The 19872-nt window shown below is 59.6% G+C and carries 20 protein-coding genes; 17 read left to right on the plus strand and 3 right to left on the minus strand.

What is annotated here, in order from left to right; all coding sequences use genetic code 11:
• Positions 1-13: 13 nt before the first annotated feature.
• A complete protein-coding gene (betA, locus tag HCO70_RS13470; RefSeq protein WP_172296946.1) occupies positions 14-1660 on the plus strand; it encodes a choline dehydrogenase in 1647 nt (548 codons plus the stop codon).
• An 89-nt stretch (positions 1661-1749) separates the two neighbouring features.
• Positions 1750-2001 carry a YdcH family protein gene (locus HCO70_RS13475; RefSeq protein ID WP_172296948.1) on the plus strand — a complete coding sequence of 84 codons (252 nt, stop codon included), beginning with the start codon at positions 1750-1752 and terminating at the stop codon, positions 1999-2001.
• Positions 2002-2080: 79 nt separating this feature from the next.
• Here HCO70_RS13475 and HCO70_RS13480 read toward each other — a convergent pair whose 3' ends face one another.
• Together HCO70_RS13480 and HCO70_RS13485 are read right to left on the minus strand one after the other, a co-directional pair.
• Complete coding sequence (locus HCO70_RS13480) at positions 2081-3481, minus strand: short-chain fatty acyl-CoA regulator family protein (RefSeq protein ID WP_172296950.1); 1401 nt, start codon at positions 3479-3481, stop codon at positions 2081-2083.
• Between the two features lie 52 nt (positions 3482-3533).
• Positions 3534-4751 (minus strand): multidrug effflux MFS transporter, encoded by a 1218-nt coding sequence (locus HCO70_RS13485; RefSeq protein ID WP_172297427.1) that lies wholly within the window; start codon positions 4749-4751, stop codon positions 3534-3536.
• Positions 4752-4940: 189 nt separating this feature from the next.
• Between HCO70_RS13485 and HCO70_RS13490 the strand changes: the two genes are divergently transcribed.
• The 7 genes from HCO70_RS13490 to HCO70_RS13520 all read left to right on the plus strand — a co-directional run bounded on the left by HCO70_RS13490 (position 4941) and on the right by HCO70_RS13520 (position 12928).
• Positions 4941-6473 carry an acyl-CoA carboxylase subunit beta gene (locus tag HCO70_RS13490; protein ID WP_172296952.1) on the plus strand — a complete coding sequence of 511 codons (1533 nt, stop codon included), beginning with the start codon at positions 4941-4943 and terminating at the stop codon, positions 6471-6473.
• Positions 6474-7464: 991 nt separating this feature from the next.
• Positions 7465-7854 (plus strand): DUF6497 family protein, encoded by a 390-nt coding sequence (locus HCO70_RS13495; RefSeq protein ID WP_172296954.1) that lies wholly within the window; start codon positions 7465-7467, stop codon positions 7852-7854.
• 211 nt (positions 7855-8065) lie between these two features.
• A complete protein-coding gene (locus tag HCO70_RS13500) occupies positions 8066-8206 on the plus strand; it encodes a hypothetical protein (RefSeq protein ID WP_172296956.1) in 141 nt (46 codons plus the stop codon).
• A gap of 69 nt (positions 8207-8275) precedes the next feature.
• Positions 8276-8626: a hypothetical protein gene (locus tag HCO70_RS13505; protein ID WP_172296958.1), complete on the plus strand. Its 351-nt coding sequence runs from the start codon at positions 8276-8278 to the stop codon at positions 8624-8626.
• Between the two features lie 334 nt (positions 8627-8960).
• Positions 8961-9170 carry a hypothetical protein gene (locus HCO70_RS13510; RefSeq protein ID WP_172296960.1) on the plus strand — a complete coding sequence of 70 codons (210 nt, stop codon included), beginning with the start codon at positions 8961-8963 and terminating at the stop codon, positions 9168-9170.
• Positions 9171-9296: 126 nt separating this feature from the next.
• Positions 9297-11342, plus strand: coding sequence for an acetyl/propionyl/methylcrotonyl-CoA carboxylase subunit alpha (locus HCO70_RS13515; protein ID WP_172296962.1), 2046 nt, complete (start codon positions 9297-9299; stop codon positions 11340-11342).
• Positions 11339-12928 (plus strand): hypothetical protein, encoded by a 1590-nt coding sequence (locus tag HCO70_RS13520; RefSeq protein ID WP_172296964.1) that lies wholly within the window; start codon positions 11339-11341, stop codon positions 12926-12928. The genes HCO70_RS13515 and HCO70_RS13520 overlap by 4 nt, the downstream gene beginning before the upstream one ends.
• 10 nt (positions 12929-12938) lie before the next feature.
• Here HCO70_RS13520 and HCO70_RS13525 read toward each other — a convergent pair whose 3' ends face one another.
• Positions 12939-13370 (minus strand): DUF4174 domain-containing protein, encoded by a 432-nt coding sequence (locus HCO70_RS13525; RefSeq protein ID WP_253913275.1) that lies wholly within the window; start codon positions 13368-13370, stop codon positions 12939-12941.
• A 171-nt stretch (positions 13371-13541) separates the two neighbouring features.
• On the opposite strand from HCO70_RS13525, the gene scpA reads away from it, so the two are divergent.
• From scpA to HCO70_RS13565, 8 genes are all read left to right on the plus strand, one after another.
• On the plus strand, positions 13542-15677 hold the full coding sequence (scpA, locus tag HCO70_RS13530) for a methylmalonyl-CoA mutase (protein ID WP_172296968.1): 2136 nt from the start codon (positions 13542-13544) through the stop codon (positions 15675-15677).
• Between the two features lies 1 nt (position 15678).
• Positions 15679-15846: a hypothetical protein gene (locus HCO70_RS13535; protein ID WP_172296970.1), complete on the plus strand. Its 168-nt coding sequence runs from the start codon at positions 15679-15681 to the stop codon at positions 15844-15846.
• 116 nt (positions 15847-15962) lie between these two features.
• Positions 15963-16460: an MAPEG family protein gene (locus HCO70_RS13540; protein WP_371742217.1), complete on the plus strand. Its 498-nt coding sequence runs from the start codon at positions 15963-15965 to the stop codon at positions 16458-16460.
• Between the two features lie 109 nt (positions 16461-16569).
• Complete coding sequence (locus HCO70_RS13545; protein WP_172297431.1) at positions 16570-17181, plus strand: VOC family protein; 612 nt, start codon at positions 16570-16572, stop codon at positions 17179-17181.
• Complete coding sequence (locus HCO70_RS13550; RefSeq protein ID WP_172296972.1) at positions 17178-17663, plus strand: GNAT family N-acetyltransferase; 486 nt, start codon at positions 17178-17180, stop codon at positions 17661-17663. Before HCO70_RS13545 ends, HCO70_RS13550 begins: the two co-directional genes overlap by 4 nt.
• A 113-nt stretch (positions 17664-17776) precedes the next feature.
• Positions 17777-18457, plus strand: a complete 681-nt coding sequence (locus HCO70_RS13555; protein ID WP_172296974.1) for a molecular chaperone DjiA — start codon at positions 17777-17779, stop codon at positions 18455-18457.
• Positions 18457-19488, plus strand: a complete 1032-nt coding sequence (locus HCO70_RS13560; RefSeq protein WP_172296976.1) for an endonuclease/exonuclease/phosphatase family protein — start codon at positions 18457-18459, stop codon at positions 19486-19488. Before HCO70_RS13555 ends, HCO70_RS13560 begins: the two co-directional genes overlap by 1 nt.
• Positions 19489-19520: 32 nt before the next feature.
• Complete coding sequence (locus HCO70_RS13565) at positions 19521-19820, plus strand: hypothetical protein (RefSeq protein ID WP_172296978.1); 300 nt, start codon at positions 19521-19523, stop codon at positions 19818-19820.
• The last annotated feature ends 52 nt before the right edge of the window (positions 19821-19872 follow it).

Here is a 19872-nt window from a genome sequence, read left to right on the forward strand (position 1 = left end):
CCGAGGGCCGCTGATGGAAGCCGACTTTGTTGTCGTAGGCGCCGGCTCGGCGGGATGTGCACTGGCGTACCGGCTGTCAGAAAGCGGCGCGTCCGTGCTCGTCATCGAACATGGCGGCACCGATGCTGGGCCATTGATCCGGATGCCCGGCGCTTTGTCATATCCTATGAACATGCGCCGGTACGACTGGGGCTTCGAAAGCGAGCCGGAACCCAATCTGAACAACCGACGCATGGCGACACCGCGGGGGAAGGTGATCGGCGGGTCATCCAGCATCAACGGCATGGTCTATGTCCGCGGACATGCCCGCGACTACGACACTTGGGCCGAGATGGGTGCAGATGGGTGGGGCTATTCCGGCGTGCTCCCGTATTTCAAACGGATGGAAAGCTGGCACGGTGGGACAGATGGTGAGTGGCGCGGGTTCGATGGCCCGCTTCACGTCTCGCGCGGGCCGCGGGACAATCCCCTAACTCAGGCATTTGTCGAGGCAGGGCGGCAGGCCGGATACCCGACGACAGAAGACTACAACGGTCGCCAGCAGGAAGGTTTCGGCGCCATGGAGGCGACAATCTGGCAAGGCCGCCGCTGGTCCGCTGCCGATGCCTACTTGAAACCAGCATTGTCGCGCCCGAATTGCGAATTGGTGCGAGGTCTCGTGACGCGAGTATCAATTGAGGATGGGCGCGCAACCGGTGTAGAATTGAGCCGTGGTGGCTCCACTCAAATTGTTCGTGCCCGGCGCGAGGTGATCCTCTCCGCGTCCTCGATCAATTCACCAAAATTGCTGATGTTGTCTGGGATCGGCCCGGGCGACGCGCTGGCTGAACATGGCATTCAGGTCATTGCAGACAGGCCGGGTGTCGGCCGCAATCTGCAGGATCACCTCGAGCTTTATGTTCAAATGACCTCCCGCCAGCCGGTCAGTCTTTACTCTTACTGGAACCTTTTCGGAAAAGCCTTTGTAGGCCTGCAATGGCTCTTGACGCGAAAGGGGCCAGGTGCTTCGAACCAGTTCGAAAGCTGCGGCTTCGTTCGCACGCGTGCCGGCGTGGAATACCCTGACGTACAGTATCATTTCCTTCCGCTCGCAGTGCGCTATGACGGACAGGCGGCAGCTGAAGGTCACGGGTTCCAAGCCCATGTCGGCCCAATGCGTTCGAAGTCTCGAGGCTCGGTGACCCTTCGTTCGGCCGACCCGCAGGACAAGCCTCTGATCCGATTCAACTACATGAGCGACGCCCAGGATTGGGAAGATTTCCGGATCTGCATCCGCCTGACACGGGAAATCTTCGCGCAAGAGGCTTTCAAGCCCTATGCTGGCAAGGAGCTGTTGCCTGGTTCGACCATTGAAAGCGACGAGGAACTCGACGAAGCGATCCGCGAGCATGTGGAGAGCGCTTACCACCCCTGCGGCACCGCTCGGATGGGACGACGAGAAGATCCGTCTGCGGTAGTTGATCCAGAATGCCGCGTTATCGGGGTCAAAGGGCTGAGGGTAGCCGACAGCTCGGTTTTTCCGCAGATCACAAACGGCAACACCAACGCCCCGTCGATACTGGTGGGCGAGAAAGCGGCGGATCACATTCTCGGGCGGCGCCTGCCGCCAGAGAATGCCGATGTATGGGTCCATTCCGACTGGCAGGGGTCACAGCGATAGGATCCCGACGCCACTTGATTCCGGTCAAAGTCGGCTCTGGCGGACCTGCTAATGTAAACTCTGCATTGAGACAGAGAGGAGCGCGAACAATGAGCCATGTGCCACACATACTGGCGGAGGAGTTTCCGGAATTCGTCGATCGGATTGGCCAGTTGAAACAATCGGATGCACATTTCAGTAGACTCTGCGACGAGTACCATGAGCTAAACCGAACGATCCATCGGGCTGAAACGAATGTCGAACCGGTGGAAGATCTCGCCGAGGTAGAATTGCGCAAGCGCCGCATGGCGCTCAAGGACGAGATCTATGGGATTCTGACTGCTTCGGAAGGTGCGCAGTAGACTTATTGTTGGGCGCGTCGTGGCGCACGACTTTAAGAGGAGCGACAGCGCCGGGCTGGGAAAATCCGGCGTTTCCCAATCAACCGATCCGGTAGGGAAGTACTTCGCGCCGGTCCGGATCGACCGAGAGCGGTCGTTCTAACGGTGGTACGGATCGCTGGTGGCAGTCTCGCCGCTCGCAGATCCGGCAGGATATTCCGATCGGTTCGAAGGCCGCAGCGCGCGAAGTGTCCAGGTCATCGGCATAAACCAGCGCTTTCGCATGGGTGATTTCGCAGCCAAGCCCGATGGCGTAGCGGCGTACCGGCGCGCGGAAACGCCCACCTGGTTTTGACACGTCGCGGGCAAGGCAAAGATATCGGACGCCGTCGGGCGTCTCGGCCAATTGACGCAAAAAGCGGCCCGGTGTCTCGAACGCCTGATGCATATTCCACAGAGGGCATGCACCTCCGAACCGGGCGAACTGCAAGCGTGTTGCGGAATGGCGCTTGGTGATCGTCCCGGCTTGGTCGACCCGGACGAAGAAGAATGGCACGCCCTTAGCGCCAGGGCGTTGCAGCGTCGACAGGCGGTGCGCCACTTGCTCGATCGATGCGCCGAACAGACCGGCAAGCAATTCCAAATCGTGCCGGTATTCCTGAGCCGCAGACAGAAATCGGCGATATGGCAGAAGCGCGGCGCCGGCGAAGTAGTTGGCCAGCCCGATTTTGGCGATAGCGCGAGCCTCGTTGCTCTGAAACCGAGCGAAGTCCAGCGTGGCCTCTATGAGATCGTTCTGTGTGAGAAGTGCTACTTGATGTAGCAACTGGAAGCATTGAGTGGCTGCGTTTGAACGGCTGGAGATTGTCAAGGTGTTTGTCTGGGCGTCAAAGTTGCGAAGCGCTGCAACTTTTTCGAATTTAACAGAAATTCCGAAGTTGGACAAATGCGATATTGCGCTGTTCTGAATGCCCAACCCTTCCGGTACTCCTTCGGAAAACCTTTCGGCGGCGCGATCGACAGAGTCTATGTAGTTGTCGCAATAGTGAAAGAAATCACGCACCTCTTCCCAGGGAGACGGGCGCGTTGCCCGATCACTGTTGCCAAGTGCCTCATCCAAAGAGGCAAGCCTCTCATGTGCCATTCGATAGGCGCGATGCAGCGCCAGGAATGCTCTGGCGAGGCTCGGCGCGTTGGAGGCGGCAAGGCGTAAGTCGGCCAACGGTGGGGAAGGGTCCGCGAATACGGGATCGGCTAATGCCTCGCGCATATCGACCACCATGCGCTCGGCATCGCCTGACGACAGTTCAGTTACATCGAGGCCAAATTCTTCTGCCAGTGAAAGCACGACTGCAGCCGAAACAGGGCGATTGTTGTTCTCCATCTGATTCAGGTAGGGCAGGGATATCCCGAGCCGTTCGGCGAATGCCTTCTGCGAGAGATCCATTCGCAGCCGCAATTCTCGCAGCTTCGATCCGGCATAGAGCTTACGCTTCGGCATGGGCGTCCCGCTTTGCAGATTTGCAGCCTGCAGTTAGCAGCTGCAAATCCGCTTAGACAAGACCCAGCCTCTTTTCGCGCTGGATTACCAGCCAAATCGCGATCACGCCGAGGATCGAAACGATGATCTGGATCCAGAGCAGCGGGTACGGCCCGCTTTCCACACTCAGCAGGGACCCGGTCAGCGCGGAAAGCGCCGCTCCACCGCCGATCATCAGCGCGCCGCCAAGTCCGCTGGCGGTGCCGGCAAGCTGTGGCCGAACCGACAGGGTGCCCGCGATGGCATTTGGAAGAACCATGCCATTGCCGAAACCGACAAAGGTCATCAACCCGAAGAATGTCAGCGCGTTGCCCAGGCCAAGAAGAAACAGCAATAGCGACAGGCCAACTCCGGAAGCGCAGACCGCCGATCCCACGATGATCATCCGGTTGATGCCGATCCGGACGCTGTACCGCGCAGTCAGGTAATTCCCAAAAATGTACCCTAGGGCCGGGGCGCCAAAAAGCAGCCCCAATAGGGCGGGAGCCAACCCGAAAATGCTCGATCCTATGAATGGTGCTCCCCCGAGATACGAGAAGAACGCACCGGAAGAGAATGCAGCCGCCAGTGCATAGCCCCAGAACCGTGGAGATGTCAGCAGCTCAGGATAGTCTCTTACCTGATCACGGAAACTGGTGGACTGGGCGCGGTTTGTTTCGCCCTGATCCAGCCAGACAAGGCAGAACGTAGCGATGCCGACAAGGACGAATGCCCAGAAATTTGCCTGCCAGCCGAACCATTGATCCAGCAAGCCTCCGATCACGGGCGTCAGCATGGGCACCACTGCCATGCCCATCGTTACGTACCCAATCATCGAGGCGGCTTCGTTCTGGTCGTAGAGGTCCCGAATAACGGCCCGGCTAAGAACCAGGCCGACAACTACGCAGGCCTGCATTGCTCGAAAGGCAAGGAACACCTGTACGCTCGGCGCATAGATGCAGCCGAGAGACGCTAAGCTGAACAGGACAAGTCCCACCAGAACAACCGGCCGTCGGCCAAACCGGTCTGACAGGGGCCCGATGAAGATCTGCATCGCCGCATTGACCGCCAGGAACAGGGCGACAGAGAGCTGCATCAGACTGTACTCAGTCTCAAAATGCTCGGTCATCTTCGGCAGCGATGGCAGGAACATGTTCATCGCGGTCGCCGATGCGCCGGTCATCGCGATCAACGTGAAAATGTGCGGCGGGGTGGTACGGTCGAGAAACCTGACCGGCGAATTACGTGACATTGTCATGTATTATTTCGATGCCTAAGAATTGTCCATCGCTGATGGGGTGGCAAACTGAAGACTCTGGAAATTTGCTGATTTGCAATTTGCGGTAGCGGTCTTGCCAAGTATTTGCAAATTTACCGGAAATCGCTTCCTCCCAAAAGCACCGTCGCGTAGTTTGCCGGCATACGCAATGGAGGCATGTGTATGAAGGACATTCTGCAAGAGCTGGAAACCCGCCGTCACACGGCCCGTCTCGGCGGCGGCGAACGGCGGATTGAGGCGCAGCACTCCAAGGGCAAGCTGACCGCGCGAGAACGGATCGAACTATTGCTGGACGAGGACTCCTTCGAGGAGTTCGACATGTTCGTGGCGCATCGCTGCACAGATTTCGGGATGGCGAGTCAACGCCCTTACGGTGACGGTGTGGTCACTGGTTGGGGTACCGTAAACGGCAGGCAAGTATATGTCTTTTCGCAAGATTTTACGGTCTTTGGCGGCTCCTTGTCAGAAACACATGCGCAAAAAATATGCAAAATCATGGACATGGCGGTGCAAAATGGTGCGCCGGTCATTGGGCTGAACGATTCCGGCGGTGCCCGTATCCAGGAAGGCGTCGCTTCGCTTGCGGGTTATGCGGACGTGTTCCAGCGCAATATCATGGCCTCGGGTGTGGTGCCGCAGATCTCTGTCATCATGGGGCCCTGCGCAGGTGGTGCCGTGTATTCGCCGGCGATGACCGATTTCATCTTCATGGTGCGTGACACTTCCTACATGTTCGTGACCGGGCCGGACGTGGTTAAGACAGTGACCAACGAGGTCGTGACGGCCGAGGAACTGGGCGGTGCCTCGACCCATACAAAAAAATCTTCCGTGGCTGATGGCGCTTTCGAAAACGATGTCGAAGCACTGGCCGAGGTTCGACGGCTTGTGGATTTCCTGCCGTTGTCGAACAGGGAGAAGCCGCCGGTACGGCCGTTCTTCGACACTCCGGAACGGGTTGAACCGAGCCTAGACACGCTGATCCCGGACAACCCGAACCAGCCCTACGACATGAAGGAGCTGATCTTGAAGATCGCCGACGAGGGCGACTTCTACGAGATCCAGGAAGAGCACGCTAAGAACATCATCACCGGATTCATCCGGCTGGAAGGGCAGACAGTCGGCGTGGTGGCGAACCAGCCAATGGTGCTGGCCGGTTGCCTTGACATCGACTCATCGAAAAAAGCGGCGCGGTTTGTGCGTTTCTGTGACTGCTTCGAAATCCCAATCCTGACCCTAGTTGATGTGCCGGGTTTCCTGCCGGGGACAGGACAGGAATACGGCGGCGTGATCAAACATGGGGCGAAACTGTTGTTCGCCTATGGAGAAGCGACGGTTCCCAAGGTGACTGTGATCACAAGAAAAGCCTATGGTGGTGCCTATGATGTTATGGCGTCCAAGCACCTGCGTGGCGATTTCAACTATGCGTGGCCCACCGCAGAAATCGCGGTAATGGGCGCGAAGGGGGCCGTCGAAATTCTTCACCGGGCGGAATTGGGCGACGCGGAGAAAATCGCGCATTACACCCGCGACTATGAGGACCGCTTCGCAAACCCCTTCGTGGCGGCCGAAAAAGGTTTTATTGACGAGGTAATCATGCCGCAATCGACACGTCGGCGTCTGTGCCGGGCCTTTGCCAGCCTGCGCAACAAACAGCTACAGAACCCTTGGAAAAAGCACGACAATATACCGCTGTGATTAGCCCGTACATGTACCCGGGGCGTATGTAGGACCAAAGCTGTGCGTTGTAGTGGAGCGGCAGACTGACCCGTAACAACTGGCATATCATCGATGGAGAGGTGCTTATCCTGTCGCGCCGCCTGCCGCCACGCTTCGATGTGGTTGCAGAAGCTCCGTTTCCGCGTATGCCCCGTAGGCGGCTGGCAAATCAGGTCCGACAGGACCTGTGGCGCGCCTTGCGAAAAACCCGTGGTTTTTCTCCGGTGATTGAAGTCGCGCCGGATGGCGAAGGTCTGCGCTTGCGCGCCGGTGGACGGATCGACGTCGACACCGTTCCACGCCAACAGATCGAGAGTATCATTGCAGCCCTCCTGACGGACCCGGAGTTGAGGTCGAGATGGAAGCGTTTCGCGACGCGTTCTGATGGCCAACCAGGCGAGGCAGGATGCAGATAGAGCCAATTATCCACGGCGACCCGGCCAGAGTCGGGCGGGCGGCAAAAAACACTGCGCGACTGCGAGCTTTCATGCGGAACCCGGCTGGAGATCGATTCGGCGGAATGGCGGCCGACCATATCAATTACGACCTTTTGCCGCAGCCTGCCTCAGGAACTCCAAAAAAAACTTTCGAAATCGAACAAAGCATGCATTCGCCTCGCGTGTTCAGCCAGTGCAACCGGTTTAATTCCGACTCGCCGATTGGTTCCGGATCTGGCTCCCAGGGGGATCTCCCGGAATGCGCGACTCGAGGTCGACGTCGGTCCGCCCGGGCTGGGTTCAGTAGGCGAGGCAAGGCATCAACTGCAGCAACTTTGAATTGTCGGCGCTACTCAGAACCCAGCATACCCAGATCAGATAAGGCTATGAAGCTTGGGTCGGTGCCGAAACCAAGGCGCCGAAACAATAATCTATTTAATTTCAGTGTCCTACCGGACTTTCCCGCTATGACAAAGCTCGTTCAAGGTCAACCGGGAAATGGATTCAAGCGCTGTGCAACGGTGAGCTGAAAGATGCGACCGCTAGCCATTATTTTCGCGATCAATGCCTCACTGGCGAATGCTCAATCTGTCAACGTCCCTTCGGGCCAGCCCGTTGAGTTCGTAGAAGTGGTGCGAGATACCCGTGGACCGCAAGGGCTGACATGGCGGTTCCGATTCGTTGCCCCGGAGATTGACAGGACTTCCGGCTCCATCGGGTTCGAGGAAGCCGCCGTCGATATGGATCACCTTTGCAACAAATTCGCCGTTCCGCGCCTGCCAACGATGGGGCCGGTCCCGAAACAGATCGTCATATCCATGAGCGATGCACCGGTGGATTTCGGCGCGCCGGCGCCAGAAATCACCCAGTTTTTCGAGGCTTACAGGGTCGAAGACGATAGCTGCATTTGGGAAGGCATCTGATGCGACCACAATATGTTGCGCAATTTGGAGGCTCAAAAGGGGTGGTTGATGCAAGCCTGCCACAGCGCCCACAACGCCGCCAACCGGAATTTCCTTTTCATATGGAATGTTCTATCGTCATGGGAGGTTACCGGACAGTGACCTGTACCTCAAATGGGAGGCCCCGCGTCGGTTATGCGCTTGGCCTTCATTGTATTGACAGGAGATTAACATGGCGAAGAGCGTCAAAATCGTCCTCGCGTTCGGCCTGGTGGCTTTCGCGGCTGCTTGCGCCCAGCAAGAAGAAGAAGTGGTCTACGTCGAGCCCGAGCCGATCACGACCGAACCGGTTTACACCGGCAAGTACAAGTAATGCTTGTACGGGACGGGCGCTTGCGCCCGTCCCGAACAGCCGCGAAGCCCTTGCAGCAGCGGGGCAGAAATGCTGAAGCATCGCGGTTTTCCGGGGCGACTGCCCGGGACTGATTTCCAGTTCGTCATCCGCAGAGCAAATCCGCGCGGCGCTACCCCGCTCGCGCGTCGAGAGCGTTTTGCAGATCGCAAGCCCGCCGACCGGCGTGCTGACGCTGGGTTTCTCCAGGCACTTTGGGACCATTTTGGAGACGCGCCTTTCGAGCGCGGTAACCTAGATGCCGGGCGCATCTCCTGGCTTTTCGAGCGCGAAGTGGTACCGGCTGAAGATCCATTCGATCCCGTCAGTTACGACGCGCTTTTGCGCATCGACGTCGACGCCGCGCGGGCAGCGTTTCCAGATCTGGATCTGGACACATGATCGGCGTTTTTCCGCAGGGTCATCTTTGGTTTCGGCGGGAAACAGCGCATCCGCAGATGGCTGTCGCGTTGCGCTTTGCAGAATTGGAAAACACGGCCAGATTGAACTTCGAGACTCGTGACCGACAGCTCTTGAGCGAGGGTTCGCGTCTCAACCGTTACCCTTCCCCTTATAGACGGTCTGACCTTCCCCGGGTCAGACCGTCACCTTTTTCTTGCGTCCGGGATTGGCGGCAAGCTGCGCACCAGGCTCGCAATCTTGCGCGCCGCTTTGATCTTTTTGGTTCCCGACCAATATCTTCTGCCAGAGCAGTCAAAAATAGGGAACCGAACCCATGCATATCAAACTCTGGGCCGCTTTGGCGGCCGCTGCCATCAGCCTGTCTGCCTGCGGTGAAACACCTCTCGAACAGGGAGCGCTTGGTGCGGGCGCAGGTACGGGCGCAGCTTTGCTTACAGGCGGTGACCTCGCCACCGGCGCCGTGCTGGGCGCTGCGGGCAACCTGGCCTACTGTCAATACGTCGACCGGGCAAAGTGCCAGTAACCTGCTGAACTTACCGGCGGCTACGCCGGAAACGACCGCCGAAGCCGTCCGGGTCATGTACCCGGGCGGCTTTCGTCGTTTGATCATTGCCCGGCGGCCAACGCCGGCAGGGAAAGGGAACGGGACATGTTCAAGAAAATACTGATCGCCAACCGGGGGGAGATCGCGTGCCGGGTGATCAAGACGGCGCGAAAGATGGGTATCGCGACGGTGGCGGTCTATTCTGATGCCGACAAGCATGCCCTGCACGTGCAGATGGCGGACGAGGCGGTACATATCGGGCCGCCGCCGGCGAACCAGTCCTATATCGTGATCGACAAGATCCTGGAGGCGATAAAGGCCACCGGGGCAGCGGCGGTGCATCCCGGCTATGGCTTCCTGTCGGAGAACCCGAGGTTCGCTGAAGCGCTGGACAAGGCCGGCGTCGCCTTTGTCGGCCCACCCAAAGGCGCGATCGAAGCGATGGGCGACAAGATCACCTCGAAGAAGATCGCGGCGGAAGCGGGCGTCAGCACGGTGCCGGGATACATGGGGCTGATCGAGGATGCGGACGAGGCGGTGAAGATCTCGACCGAGATCGGCTATCCGGTGATGATCAAGGCCAGTGCCGGCGGCGGCGGCAAGGGGATGCGGATCGCCTGGAACGACGAGGAGGCGCGCGAGGGCTTTCAGTCGTCGAAGAACGAGGCGGCGGCGAGTTTCGGCGACGACCGGATCTTTATCGAAAAGTTCGTGACCCAGCCGCGTCATATCGAGATACAGGTGCTGGCGGACCAGCACGGAAATGCCATCCATCTGAACGAGCGGGAATGCTCGATCCAGCGCCGGAACCAGAAAGTGGTGGAAGAAGCTCCATCGCCGTTCCTGGATCCAGAGACTCGCAAGGCGATGGGCGAGCAGGCGGTCGCGCTGGCCAAGGCAGTCGACTACGCGAGCGCTGGCACGGTTGAGTTCATCGTCGACGGAGAGAAGAATTTCTACTTTCTCGAGATGAATACCAGGCTTCAGGTCGAACATCCTGTCACGGAACTGATAACCGGCGTCGATCTGGTCGAGCAGATGATTCGCGTCGCGAATGGCGAAAAACTCTCTCTGAAACAGGATGATATCGGTATCGACGGCTGGGCTATCGAAAACCGCCTCTACGCCGAGGATCCCTATCGCGGGTTCCTGCCCTCCATCGGTCGCCTGACGCGTTACCGCCCGCCGGAGGAAGTCGCTGCCGGTCCCTTGCTGGCAAAAGGTAACTGGCAGGGCGATGCGCCAGAGGGTGAACTTGCGGTTCGAAATGATACCGGGGTCTATGAAGGTGGCGAGATCAGCATGTATTACGATCCGATGATTGCCAAACTCTGCACCTGGGGTCGTGATCGTGACGAAGCCATCGAGGGGATGCGAGTGGCGCTTGATAGCTTCGAGGTCGAGGGGATCGGTCACAACCTGCCGTTCCTGTCGGCAGTTATGGATCATCCGCGATTCATCCAGGGGCAGATCACGACGGCTTTCATCGCCGAGGAATACCCGGACGGCTTTGAAGGAGTGGAACTGAATCAGTCTGCGCTACGCCGCATTGCGGCCGCCTGCGCGGCGATGAACCGCGTGGCGGAAATCCGACGCACACGGATTTCTGGACGGATGGACAACCACGAGCGACGTGTCGGCGAAGAATGGATCGTCAGTCTGCAAGGCACAGATTTCAAGCTCAGCATCTGTGCAGATAAAGACGGTTCGACCATCAAGTTCGAGGACGATGCGACGCACAGGGTTAGGGGCAATTGGTCGCCTGGTGACCCGCTTGCAAAGATCGAGGTCGACGGCGCGCCATTGATTATGAAGGTCGGCAAAGTTTCGGGTGGATTCCGAATCCGTTGTCGGGGCGCGGATCTGAAAGTGCATGTCCGCACTCCGCGCCAAGCGGAACTGGCGGCTCTAATGCCGGAAAAGCTGCCGCCTGACACATCGAAGATGCTGCTATGCCCGATGCCGGGACTCATCGTCAAAATCAATGTCGAGGTAGGTCAGGAAGTGCAGGAGGGTCAGGCGCTCTGCACTGTCGAAGCGATGAAGATGGAGAACATTCTGCGTGCGGAGCGAAAAGCTCAGGTGAAAAAGATAAACGCCGGGCCCGGTGATAGCCTGGCAGTGGATGACGTGATCATGGAGTTTGAATGACCTCCGTCGACGGCCTTCAGACGGACGCAGTAACATCGTCCTCGCGCCGGATGACGCTTCTCTCGGTCAGCGCCGCGTTGGGCTATTTCGTCGTGCTGCAGATGGCGGCCTACCTGACTGCTGGCGGTCACTTCGAATACCCGCTGGACGATCCCTACATCCATATGGCCATGGCAGAGCAGATCGTGGCCGGGAACTATGGCATCAACAACGGCGAGACGGTGGCCGCTGCGTCCTCACCTGTCTTCCCTTTGCTGCTTCTGCCCTTGGCAGGCAGCCCGCTGCAACTGTATCTGCCATTGCTCTGGAACGTCGTCGGGCTCTTCGTCTGTGCCGTGCTTTGGGCCCGCATCTTGTGGAAGGCTGGTTACCAGGGGCCAACGGGCCTTTTCCTGGCTGCGGTCGGCCCGTTCTTCCTAAACATGGGGGGAGTCGCGTTCAGCGGTATGGAGCATTCGCTGCATGTCGCAGCCAGCCTTTCCATCGTTTTGGGACTGTTGATCTTCGCCGACGATAGGCGGATCGGCTTTGCGCTTATCTTGGGCGTCTTGCTTGCACCGGCGTTCCGGGTAGAGGGGCTGGCGCTCGCGCTGCTTGCCTCAGGTGCGGTTGCCATCTCTGGCAGGTGGCGCGCGGGGATCGGTCTGGGATTGCTCGCGGTCCTGCCAGTTGCTGTATTTGCGATGTTTCTGATGTCGCTGGGCCTCGATCCGATGCCGAACTCCATTCGGGTAAAACTCTCTGCTGTTGGGCCCGAGGAAAGTGGGATCGTCGCGTATCTCGCCAACAAGGCGCAGCAGACGTGGGACAAGGAAACCGGTCGCGCACTGATCCTTTTCGTCGCTGTTGGGCTTGCTTTGCTGGCGGTGCCGGACATCCGCAAATCCCGGCGCGTGATCGTGTTGCTGACCGTCACCGGCGCGGGAATGGCGCATCTGCTGTTCGGCCGGTTCGGATGGTTCGACCGGTACGAGAATTACATCATGGCGACGATGGCTGCTGGTCTGCTTGCCGTCTCTGCGCGCCCCGGTGTCGACAAGCGCAATCTGATGCCAGTGTTCGCATTCCTCCCGGCGGTCATCTCCGGCACCTATTATCTGCAACACGCAGTGATCTATTACCCCTCCGCCCCGCGAGACATCCGCGTTCAGCAGGGCGAGGTGGCGAGGCTTGCCAAGGAACTCCTGGACGAGCCGGTTGCTGTAAACGACGTTGGCCATGTCGCATGGCAGAACTCAAACTACGTGCTGGACCTGGCGGGGCTGGGGAACGACGAGGCCGCCGCCTACATGTTCGAGAAAAACCAGCCGGACGGCTGGATGGATGCGCTCACCGCAAAGCACGGCACGGTGCTCGCGATGGTGTATGATAGTTGGTACGAGCCGGAAGCGATGGGCGAGGACTGGCGGCAGATAGGCGTACTCATCACCGAGGGACCGGCCTACTTCCTAGGCGACAATGGCGTCGCTTTTTATCTGACCGAAGGAGACGCCGATCCGGCGCCCTATCTGGACGCGATTCGGGAGTGGAAAAAAGACATCCCGGAGGGCGCCTACTTCCGTTTCGAAAAGGAATTCGCAGAATGACCGCCGAGGCTTATCGCCCCGCAGCCGCGTCGCGGATTTCCTGTTTGCGCAGCGGCCATTTGTCTATGGCATGGCTGATCTCGCGCACGTCCCAGGGCGACGGTTTGCGCAGATTCACGTTTCCGTCCTTGGCCAGAAGCGTCAGTTGGAAGCCACGGGGGCGAAGTTTCGTTCGGACGGATGTGCGCGCCGCCGGGTCGGTGTCTGTGATCACAACCACGTCACGCTCGATCAGGGCCTCGGGACGATCCAGCAACAATTCCATCTGTTTCTGGAAGCGCGGGTCTGCTTCGGAATCCGCAAAGACAACCACGGGCCGCTTCACCCACAGAAAGTCATCAAGCGCGACTTCCGTCGAGTCGACCACAAGCAATTCTGGTTCGACCGGCCCTTCAGCGGTTTCTTCGCTATCGCTCAAGGCAGGCGCGTCGGTTGCCGTCATCACCGAGGCTTCCTGCGCCGACGCTCCAAACGCCAGCGCAGCAGCGCAAAGGAAAGTAACTATCCGGGCCATCATTCCTCCTGACCCCTCGCATATAGGATGGACGGCCCGAGAATCGAAGAGCCATCGCGCCCCGGCTGCCGGGGTGCTGCCAGGAGAGGAGGCGAAACCATGAGCGAAACGGACGCCTGGAAAGAACGTGCTGCCAAGGAATTACGTGGCCGTCCGCTGGAAGATCTGATCTGGCACACGCTTGAGGGTATCGAAGTTAAACCACTCTATACCGGTGTTGACACCGATGATCTTTCGCACTTGGGTTCGCTCCCTGGGTTCGAGCCCTTCACTCGCGGTGTGAAGGCGACGATGTATGCCGGCCGACCCTGGACGATCCGGCAATATGCTGGGTTCTCGACCGCCGAGGAATCGAATGCCTTCTACCGCAAGGCGCTGGCGGCGGGTCAGCAGGGGGTCTCGGTCGCTTTCGACTTGGCGACGCACCGCGGCTACGACAGCGATCACGATCGTGTGGTTGGCGATGTCGGCAAGGCTGGGGTGGCGATTGATTCCGTCGAGGACATGAAAATCCTGTTCGACGGGATCCCGCTGGACCAGGTGTCGGTTTCGATGACGATGAACGGCGCGGTGATCCCGGTTCTGGCCAATTTCATTGTGACGGGCGAAGAACAGGGACACGACCGCGCCGTCCTGTCTGGCACCATTCAGAACGATATTCTGAAAGAGTTCATGGTGCGGAACACGTATATCTACCCGCCTGAACCCTCGATGAGGATCATTTCGGACATCATCGAGTACACCTCGAACGAGATGCCGAAATTCAACTCAATCTCCATCTCCGGCTACCACATGCAGGAAGCCGGGGCGAACCTGGTGCAGGAACTGGCCTTTACTCTCGCGGACGGGCGCGAATACGTGCGTGCCGCCATCGACGCCGGGATGGACGTGGACAAGTTCGCCGGGCGGTTGTCGTTCTTCTTTGCCATCGGAATGAACTTCTTCATGGAGGCGGCGAAACTGCGCGCGGCACGTCTCCTCTGGCATCGGATCATGGATGGGATCGGCGCCAGATCGGAGCGGTCGAAGATGTTGCGCACCCATTGCCAGACGTCGGGCGTGTCACTGCAGGAACAGGATCCCTACAATAACGTGATCCGCACCGCCTATGAAGCGATGGCCGCGGCTCTGGGCGGAACCCAGTCGCTGCATACCAACGCTCTGGACGAGGCAATCGCGCTTCCCACCGAGTTCTCTGCGCGGATCGCTCGGAACACTCAGCTGATCTTGCAGGAAGAAACGGGAATCACCCATGTCGTCGATCCGCTGGCAGGGTCCTATTACGTCGAAAGCCTGACGGCGGAACTGGCCGACAAGGCATGGGCGCTGATCGAGGAGATAGAGGAAATGGGCGGCATGACCAAGGCTGTCGCCTCGGGCATGCCCAAGCTCCGGATCGAGGAAACGGCAGCGCGCCGGCAGGCTATGATCGACAGGGGCGAGGAGGTGATCGTCGGCGTCAACAAGTACCGACGCAGCGAGGAAGACGAGATCGACATCCTCGACGTGGATAATGTGAAGGTGCGGAAAAACCAGATCGCAAGGTTGGAGAAGATTCGCGCCGAGCGAGATCAGTCGGCCTGCGACGCGGCTTTGGCAGAACTGGAACGACGTGCGAAGGAAGGCGGAAACCTGCTGGAGGCTGCCGTCGAAGCGGCGCGTGCCCGGGCATCGGTTGGAGAGATCAGCATGGCGATGGAAAAGGTGTTTGGCCGGCACAGGGCCGAGGTGAAGACACTGGCTGGCGTTTATGGCGCGGCTTATGAGGGCGATGAAGGTTTCGCCGCGATCCAGAAATCGGTGGAAGACTTCGCCGACGCTGAAGGTCGGCGCCCGCGCATGCTGGTCGTCAAAATGGGCCAGGACGGTCATGACCGCGGTGCCAAGGTGATCGCTACTGCCTTTGCCGATATAGGCTTCGACGTCGATGTCGGCCCGCTTTTCCAGACTCCGGAAGAGGCAGCGCAGGACGCAGTCGACAACGATGTGCATGTCGTCGGCATCTCGAGCCAGGCAGCGGGGCACAAAACGCTTGCACCGAAACTTATCGAGGCGCTGCAGGCGCAGGGCGCTGGGGACATAATTGTAATCTGCGGCGGCGTGATTCCGCACCAGGACTACGATTTCCTGAAGAAAGCAGGCGTGAAAGCGATCTTCGGTCCCGGAACCAACATACCAGAGGCCGCAAAGGACATCCTGCGGCTGATCAGTGAGGCACGAAAGGATGCAGCATAGCTTGGGCGGCCAAGTCACCGGCCGCGACACACTGATCAGGAAGTCGAAGACTGTCGACAGCTCGGTGGAAACTCGCCCTGAAAAACGGGGCGATCCGATCTCCGGAAGCTTCGAAATCACTATCGATCTTGAAGGCAACGAAGGCGAGTTGTCCGAGTCACCGAACTGATTACCATGGTCGTTCTGCGCCGCAATCCTCCTTGCAACCCAGCGTCTGGAATGGAAGGTTTCCCGCGCCACCCTTGCGGCGGCGCAATTGGCCAGCCGTAACTGCAGGAGTAGCCGGTGACGAAACAGAAAAAGATCCTGATCGGCATGTCGGCCGGTCTAGTCTGGTCTATCCTGCTGATCTGGATCGGCACAACCTACGTTAAGATCCCGGTCTTTTCACGTGTCATCATCACCGAGTTCTTCCTGTTGGCGCCGGGCCTTGTGCTGCTCCTCATAATAGGCCGTATCGCGGCGCGAAGGTTTTTCGACGAGACGCTGATCGATGGTGAGGCGCCGGTGCCGGGCAGTGGTGCGGATGTCGACCAGCGCGTGTTGCGCAACACTGTCGAGCAAGCGGTGCTGGCGGCCTGCCTCTGGCCGGCAATCGCATATCTCCTGCTCGAGGACGGCCTTGGCGTGGTTATGTGCTTAAGTGTCGGATTCGCCGTGGCTCGGCTGATTTTCTGGGTTGGCTATCACATGTCCCCGCCGCTGCGCTCGTTCGGCTTCGCAGCGACCTTCTATCCGACCGTGGTGGCGCTGCTCTGGGCGCTGTTGCTGCGGTTGCTGTGACGCTCGTGGCAGGTCAACTTCAGGAAATCGAAACGGATAGTACGATTAGACCATTGCGGAGTTTCAAGATATCCGCGCAACGGGCGGCAAGGACGGCACAATGACCGGAATCTGTGTCCTGGATCACCTCGCGCTGTCTGCGACTACATTGAGCGAAGGTGTCGAAGCGGTCGAGGCCGCGTTGGGTGTACCGCTCGGCCCCGGTGGTCAGCATCCGTCAATGGGAACGCATAACCGGTTGCTCGGGCTCGGCGAAATCTATCTGGAAGTCATCGCGATCGACCCTGATGCCCCGGCGCCCGGTCGTCCGCGCTGGTTCGCACTCGACGAGTTTGCAGGACCTCCCCGGATGACGAACTGGATAGCGCGCTGCGACGACCTCGAAGCTGCGCTGTCCGACGCTCCGGATGGCACGGGCGAACCACTTCCCCTCACCCGAGGCGACCTGCGCTGGCGCATGGCTGTACCCGAGGACGGTCGCCTGCCCTTTGGAGGAGCATTCCCGGCCCTGATACAGTGGCAGGGCGCGGCGCACCCGGTGACTATGCTACCCGACAGCGGCTGCCGCCTGAAGAGGCTGGAAATCCGCCATCCGCAAGCAGGGGAACTGCAGATCGCACTTGCACCGCTCTTTGAAGAGCTTCCAGCCTCTGTCACAGCAGGATCTCTGGCGATCCGCGCCGAGATAGAAACACCGCATGGCTTGAAGGTCCTGGAATGATCCGCCACGCTGAAACCGCCGACGCTGGTGCGATCGCCTCAATTTGGAACCCGGTCATCCGCGATACGGACATCACCTTCAATCCGGCCGAAAAATCCAAGGAAGACGTCGCGGCCATCATCGCAACGCGCGCGACAGACGGGCACGCCTTCTTCGTAGCCGAGGAGCATGGAGATATCGTGGGGTTCGCCACATATTTCCAGTTTCGCGGCGGAAAGGGCTATGCCCGCTGCATGGAGCATACTGTAATCCTTGCTACAGAGGCCCATGGCCGTGGGTTCGGTCGGGCACTCATGTCCGCGGTGGAGGACCATGCGCGGGCCGGCGGGGCCCACTCGATCTTCGCCGGTGTCAGCTCAGGAAATCCGGCGGGTATCGCCTTTCACGCGCGTCTTGGGTACCGCGAGGTAGCCGTCCTGCCGGAGGTCGGCTGGAAATTCGACCGGTGGTACGATCTGCACCTGATGCAGAAGATGCTATAGTCGGGTGCATCTGCGGCGCGTGCAGGTTCAGTGCATCCGCGCACACGTATCGCGCCAGTTCGTGGCGTGAATTCGCCATTAAAGACTGGAACAATTCCCTCTAAGGTTGCCGCATGTCGATTTGGACCCGCATCGCCCAGGCAATTTCGGCACTCGCCAAGGGCGAGGGCCTGTCGAACGTATTCGACCGCTTGCGCACGCCGCCCGAACGCTCGGTTGCGTTCACCATCGCCGTTGTGGCGCTGGGGGCGAAAATGGCCAAGGCCGACGGACAGGTGACGCGCAACGAGGTCGCGGCCTTCCGCGAAGTATTCACCATCGCGCCCGAGGAGGAGCGGAACGCCGCCCGCGTGTTCAACCTCGCCCGGACAGACGTCACTGGCTACGAAGTCTACGCGCGTCGTATCGCGCGAATGTTCCCGCCTGAATCCGGCGTGCTCTGCGATCTGATGGAAGGGCTATTCCATGTCGCGGTAGCCGATGGTGACTATCACCATGCGGAAGATGCATTCCTGAAGGACGTGGCCGGGATCTTTGGTCTCAGCGAGCGTCAGTTCCGCCAGGTGAGGGCCCGTTTCGTTCCCGATTGCCGGCCTGACCCGTACGACGTTCTGGGTGTGACTCCAGAGACGCCGATGCCTGAAATCCGCCGTGCCTGGAGTTCCGCCGTGCGAGAGAGCCATCCTGACCGGATGATCGCCCGCGGGCTGCCGGAAGAGGCGGTGAAATTGGCCGAGAAACGTCTCGTCGCGCTCAACGACGCCTGGGAGGAGATTCGGGACAAGGCCGCCTGATGCGCATCGCCACCTACAATGTCGAATGGTTCAATTCGCTGTTCGACGACCAGAACGCCTTGTTGGCGGATGGCGGCTGGTCGGGCCGTCACGACATTACGCGCGCTGATCAGCTTGGCGCTTTGGGGATCGTATTCACCGCGATGGACGCTGATGCGATCTTGGTGGTTGAGGCACCCGACACCGTACGGGAAAGGTCCACCGTCAAGGCGCTGGAGGGGTTCGCCGCCCATTTCGGACTCCGGACCCGCAAGGCCATGATTGGGTTCGCTAACCATACCCAGCAGGAAATCGCGCTGCTCTACGATCCGGGCGTGCTGTCCGTGCGTCACGACCCCATAGGCGATTTCACGGGGAAGTCCGGCAGGTCCGAAGTGCCACGCTTCGACGGCGTCTTCCGGCTGGACCTCGACACCGACGCGGCGCCCGAGCCGGTACAATTTTCCAAGCCGCCGCTGGAAGCTGTGCTGCAAACTAGCGAAGGCTTCGAGTTCCGCTTGATCGGCGTGCATGTGAAGTCAAAGGCGCCACATGGTGCCGACGGGCCGGACGAGGTTATGAGGCTGGCGATCCAGAATCGCCGCAAGCAGCTGGCTCAGTGCATCTGGCTAAGGCAACGCGTGGAACACCATCTGGATCGTGGCGACAACCTGATCGTTTTGGGCGACTTCAACGATGGCCCGGGCCTTGATGAGTACGAAAAACTGTTCGGCCGTTCCGGCGTGGAGATCGTGTTGGGCGAGCCCGGTCCTGGGGCGCTCTACGATCCGCACGCCCGAATGGCCCTGTCGCAGCGCGTCGGTGCCATGCCCGCGACCGCGCGATTCTACATCGCAGAGGAGGGCCGCTACTTCATGGCGCTGCTCGATTACATCATGATTTCACACGGCCTGCGACGCCGTAAACCACAATGGCGGATCTGGCATCCGTTCGACGATCCCGTCTGCTACCGTACACCGGAGCTTCGGGAGGCGCTCCTGACGGCATCAGACCATTTCCCGGTCACGCTGGATTTCGACACCCATCCATAGAACTGTCACCGCGCTGTGCTATGATACGGTTCATGAAACGTTTGGTCCCTGCGGTGCTCTGCGCCGCATTTCTGGCTGTCCCAGCCTATGCTCAGGATGGCCAGGATGACATGTCCGAAGGCATGGGCCTTCTGGAGCAGGGCGCGAAGCTGCTGTTGCGCGGCCTGATGGACGAGATGACACCGGCAATGGAAGAACTCGAAGAAGCCCTGCGCGATCTCTCCGCCTACGAGCCGCCAGAGTTCCTGCCCAATGGCGACATCATCATTCGCCGAAAGGAACCGCTGCCGGCCGAGCCGGATGTTGGCGAGGATGGGGAAGTGGAACTCTAGCCGTGGTTCGGCGCCGCCCCACGGCGCGACGGCCGTGATCTGATCGAGCGGC

The sequence above is a fragment of the Pseudoruegeria sp. HB172150 genome (assembly GCF_013184805.1).
Lineage (GTDB): Bacteria > Pseudomonadota > Alphaproteobacteria > Rhodobacterales > Rhodobacteraceae > Psychromarinibacter.

Bases quoted from the DNA above. Each gene is read 5' to 3' on its own strand.
- betA (WP_172296946.1), top strand. From the start codon at position 14: ATGGAAGCCGACTTTGTTGTCGTAGGCGCCGGCTCGGCGGGATGTGCA.
- HCO70_RS13475 (WP_172296948.1), top strand. From the start codon at position 1,750: ATGAGCCATGTGCCACACATACTGGCGGAGGAGTTTCCGGAATTCGTC.
- HCO70_RS13480 (WP_172296950.1), bottom strand. From the start codon at position 3,481: ATGCCGAAGCGTAAGCTCTATGCCGGATCGAAGCTGCGAGAATTGCGG.
- HCO70_RS13485 (WP_172297427.1), bottom strand. From the start codon at position 4,751: ATGTCACGTAATTCGCCGGTCAGGTTTCTCGACCGTACCACCCCGCCG.
- HCO70_RS13490 (WP_172296952.1), top strand. From the start codon at position 4,941: ATGAAGGACATTCTGCAAGAGCTGGAAACCCGCCGTCACACGGCCCGT.
- HCO70_RS13495 (WP_172296954.1), top strand. From the start codon at position 7,465: ATGCGACCGCTAGCCATTATTTTCGCGATCAATGCCTCACTGGCGAAT.
- HCO70_RS13500 (WP_172296956.1), top strand. From the start codon at position 8,066: ATGGCGAAGAGCGTCAAAATCGTCCTCGCGTTCGGCCTGGTGGCTTTC.
- HCO70_RS13505 (WP_172296958.1), top strand. From the start codon at position 8,276: ATGCTGAAGCATCGCGGTTTTCCGGGGCGACTGCCCGGGACTGATTTC.
- HCO70_RS13510 (WP_172296960.1), top strand. From the start codon at position 8,961: ATGCATATCAAACTCTGGGCCGCTTTGGCGGCCGCTGCCATCAGCCTG.
- HCO70_RS13515 (WP_172296962.1), top strand. From the start codon at position 9,297: ATGTTCAAGAAAATACTGATCGCCAACCGGGGGGAGATCGCGTGCCGG.
- HCO70_RS13520 (WP_172296964.1), top strand. From the start codon at position 11,339: ATGACCTCCGTCGACGGCCTTCAGACGGACGCAGTAACATCGTCCTCG.
- HCO70_RS13525 (WP_253913275.1), bottom strand. From the start codon at position 13,370: ATGACGGCAACCGACGCGCCTGCCTTGAGCGATAGCGAAGAAACCGCT.
- scpA (WP_172296968.1), top strand. From the start codon at position 13,542: ATGAGCGAAACGGACGCCTGGAAAGAACGTGCTGCCAAGGAATTACGT.
- HCO70_RS13550 (WP_172296972.1), top strand. From the start codon at position 17,178: ATGATCCGCCACGCTGAAACCGCCGACGCTGGTGCGATCGCCTCAATT.
- HCO70_RS13555 (WP_172296974.1), top strand. From the start codon at position 17,777: ATGTCGATTTGGACCCGCATCGCCCAGGCAATTTCGGCACTCGCCAAG.
- HCO70_RS13560 (WP_172296976.1), top strand. From the start codon at position 18,457: ATGCGCATCGCCACCTACAATGTCGAATGGTTCAATTCGCTGTTCGAC.
- HCO70_RS13565 (WP_172296978.1), top strand. From the start codon at position 19,521: ATGAAACGTTTGGTCCCTGCGGTGCTCTGCGCCGCATTTCTGGCTGTC.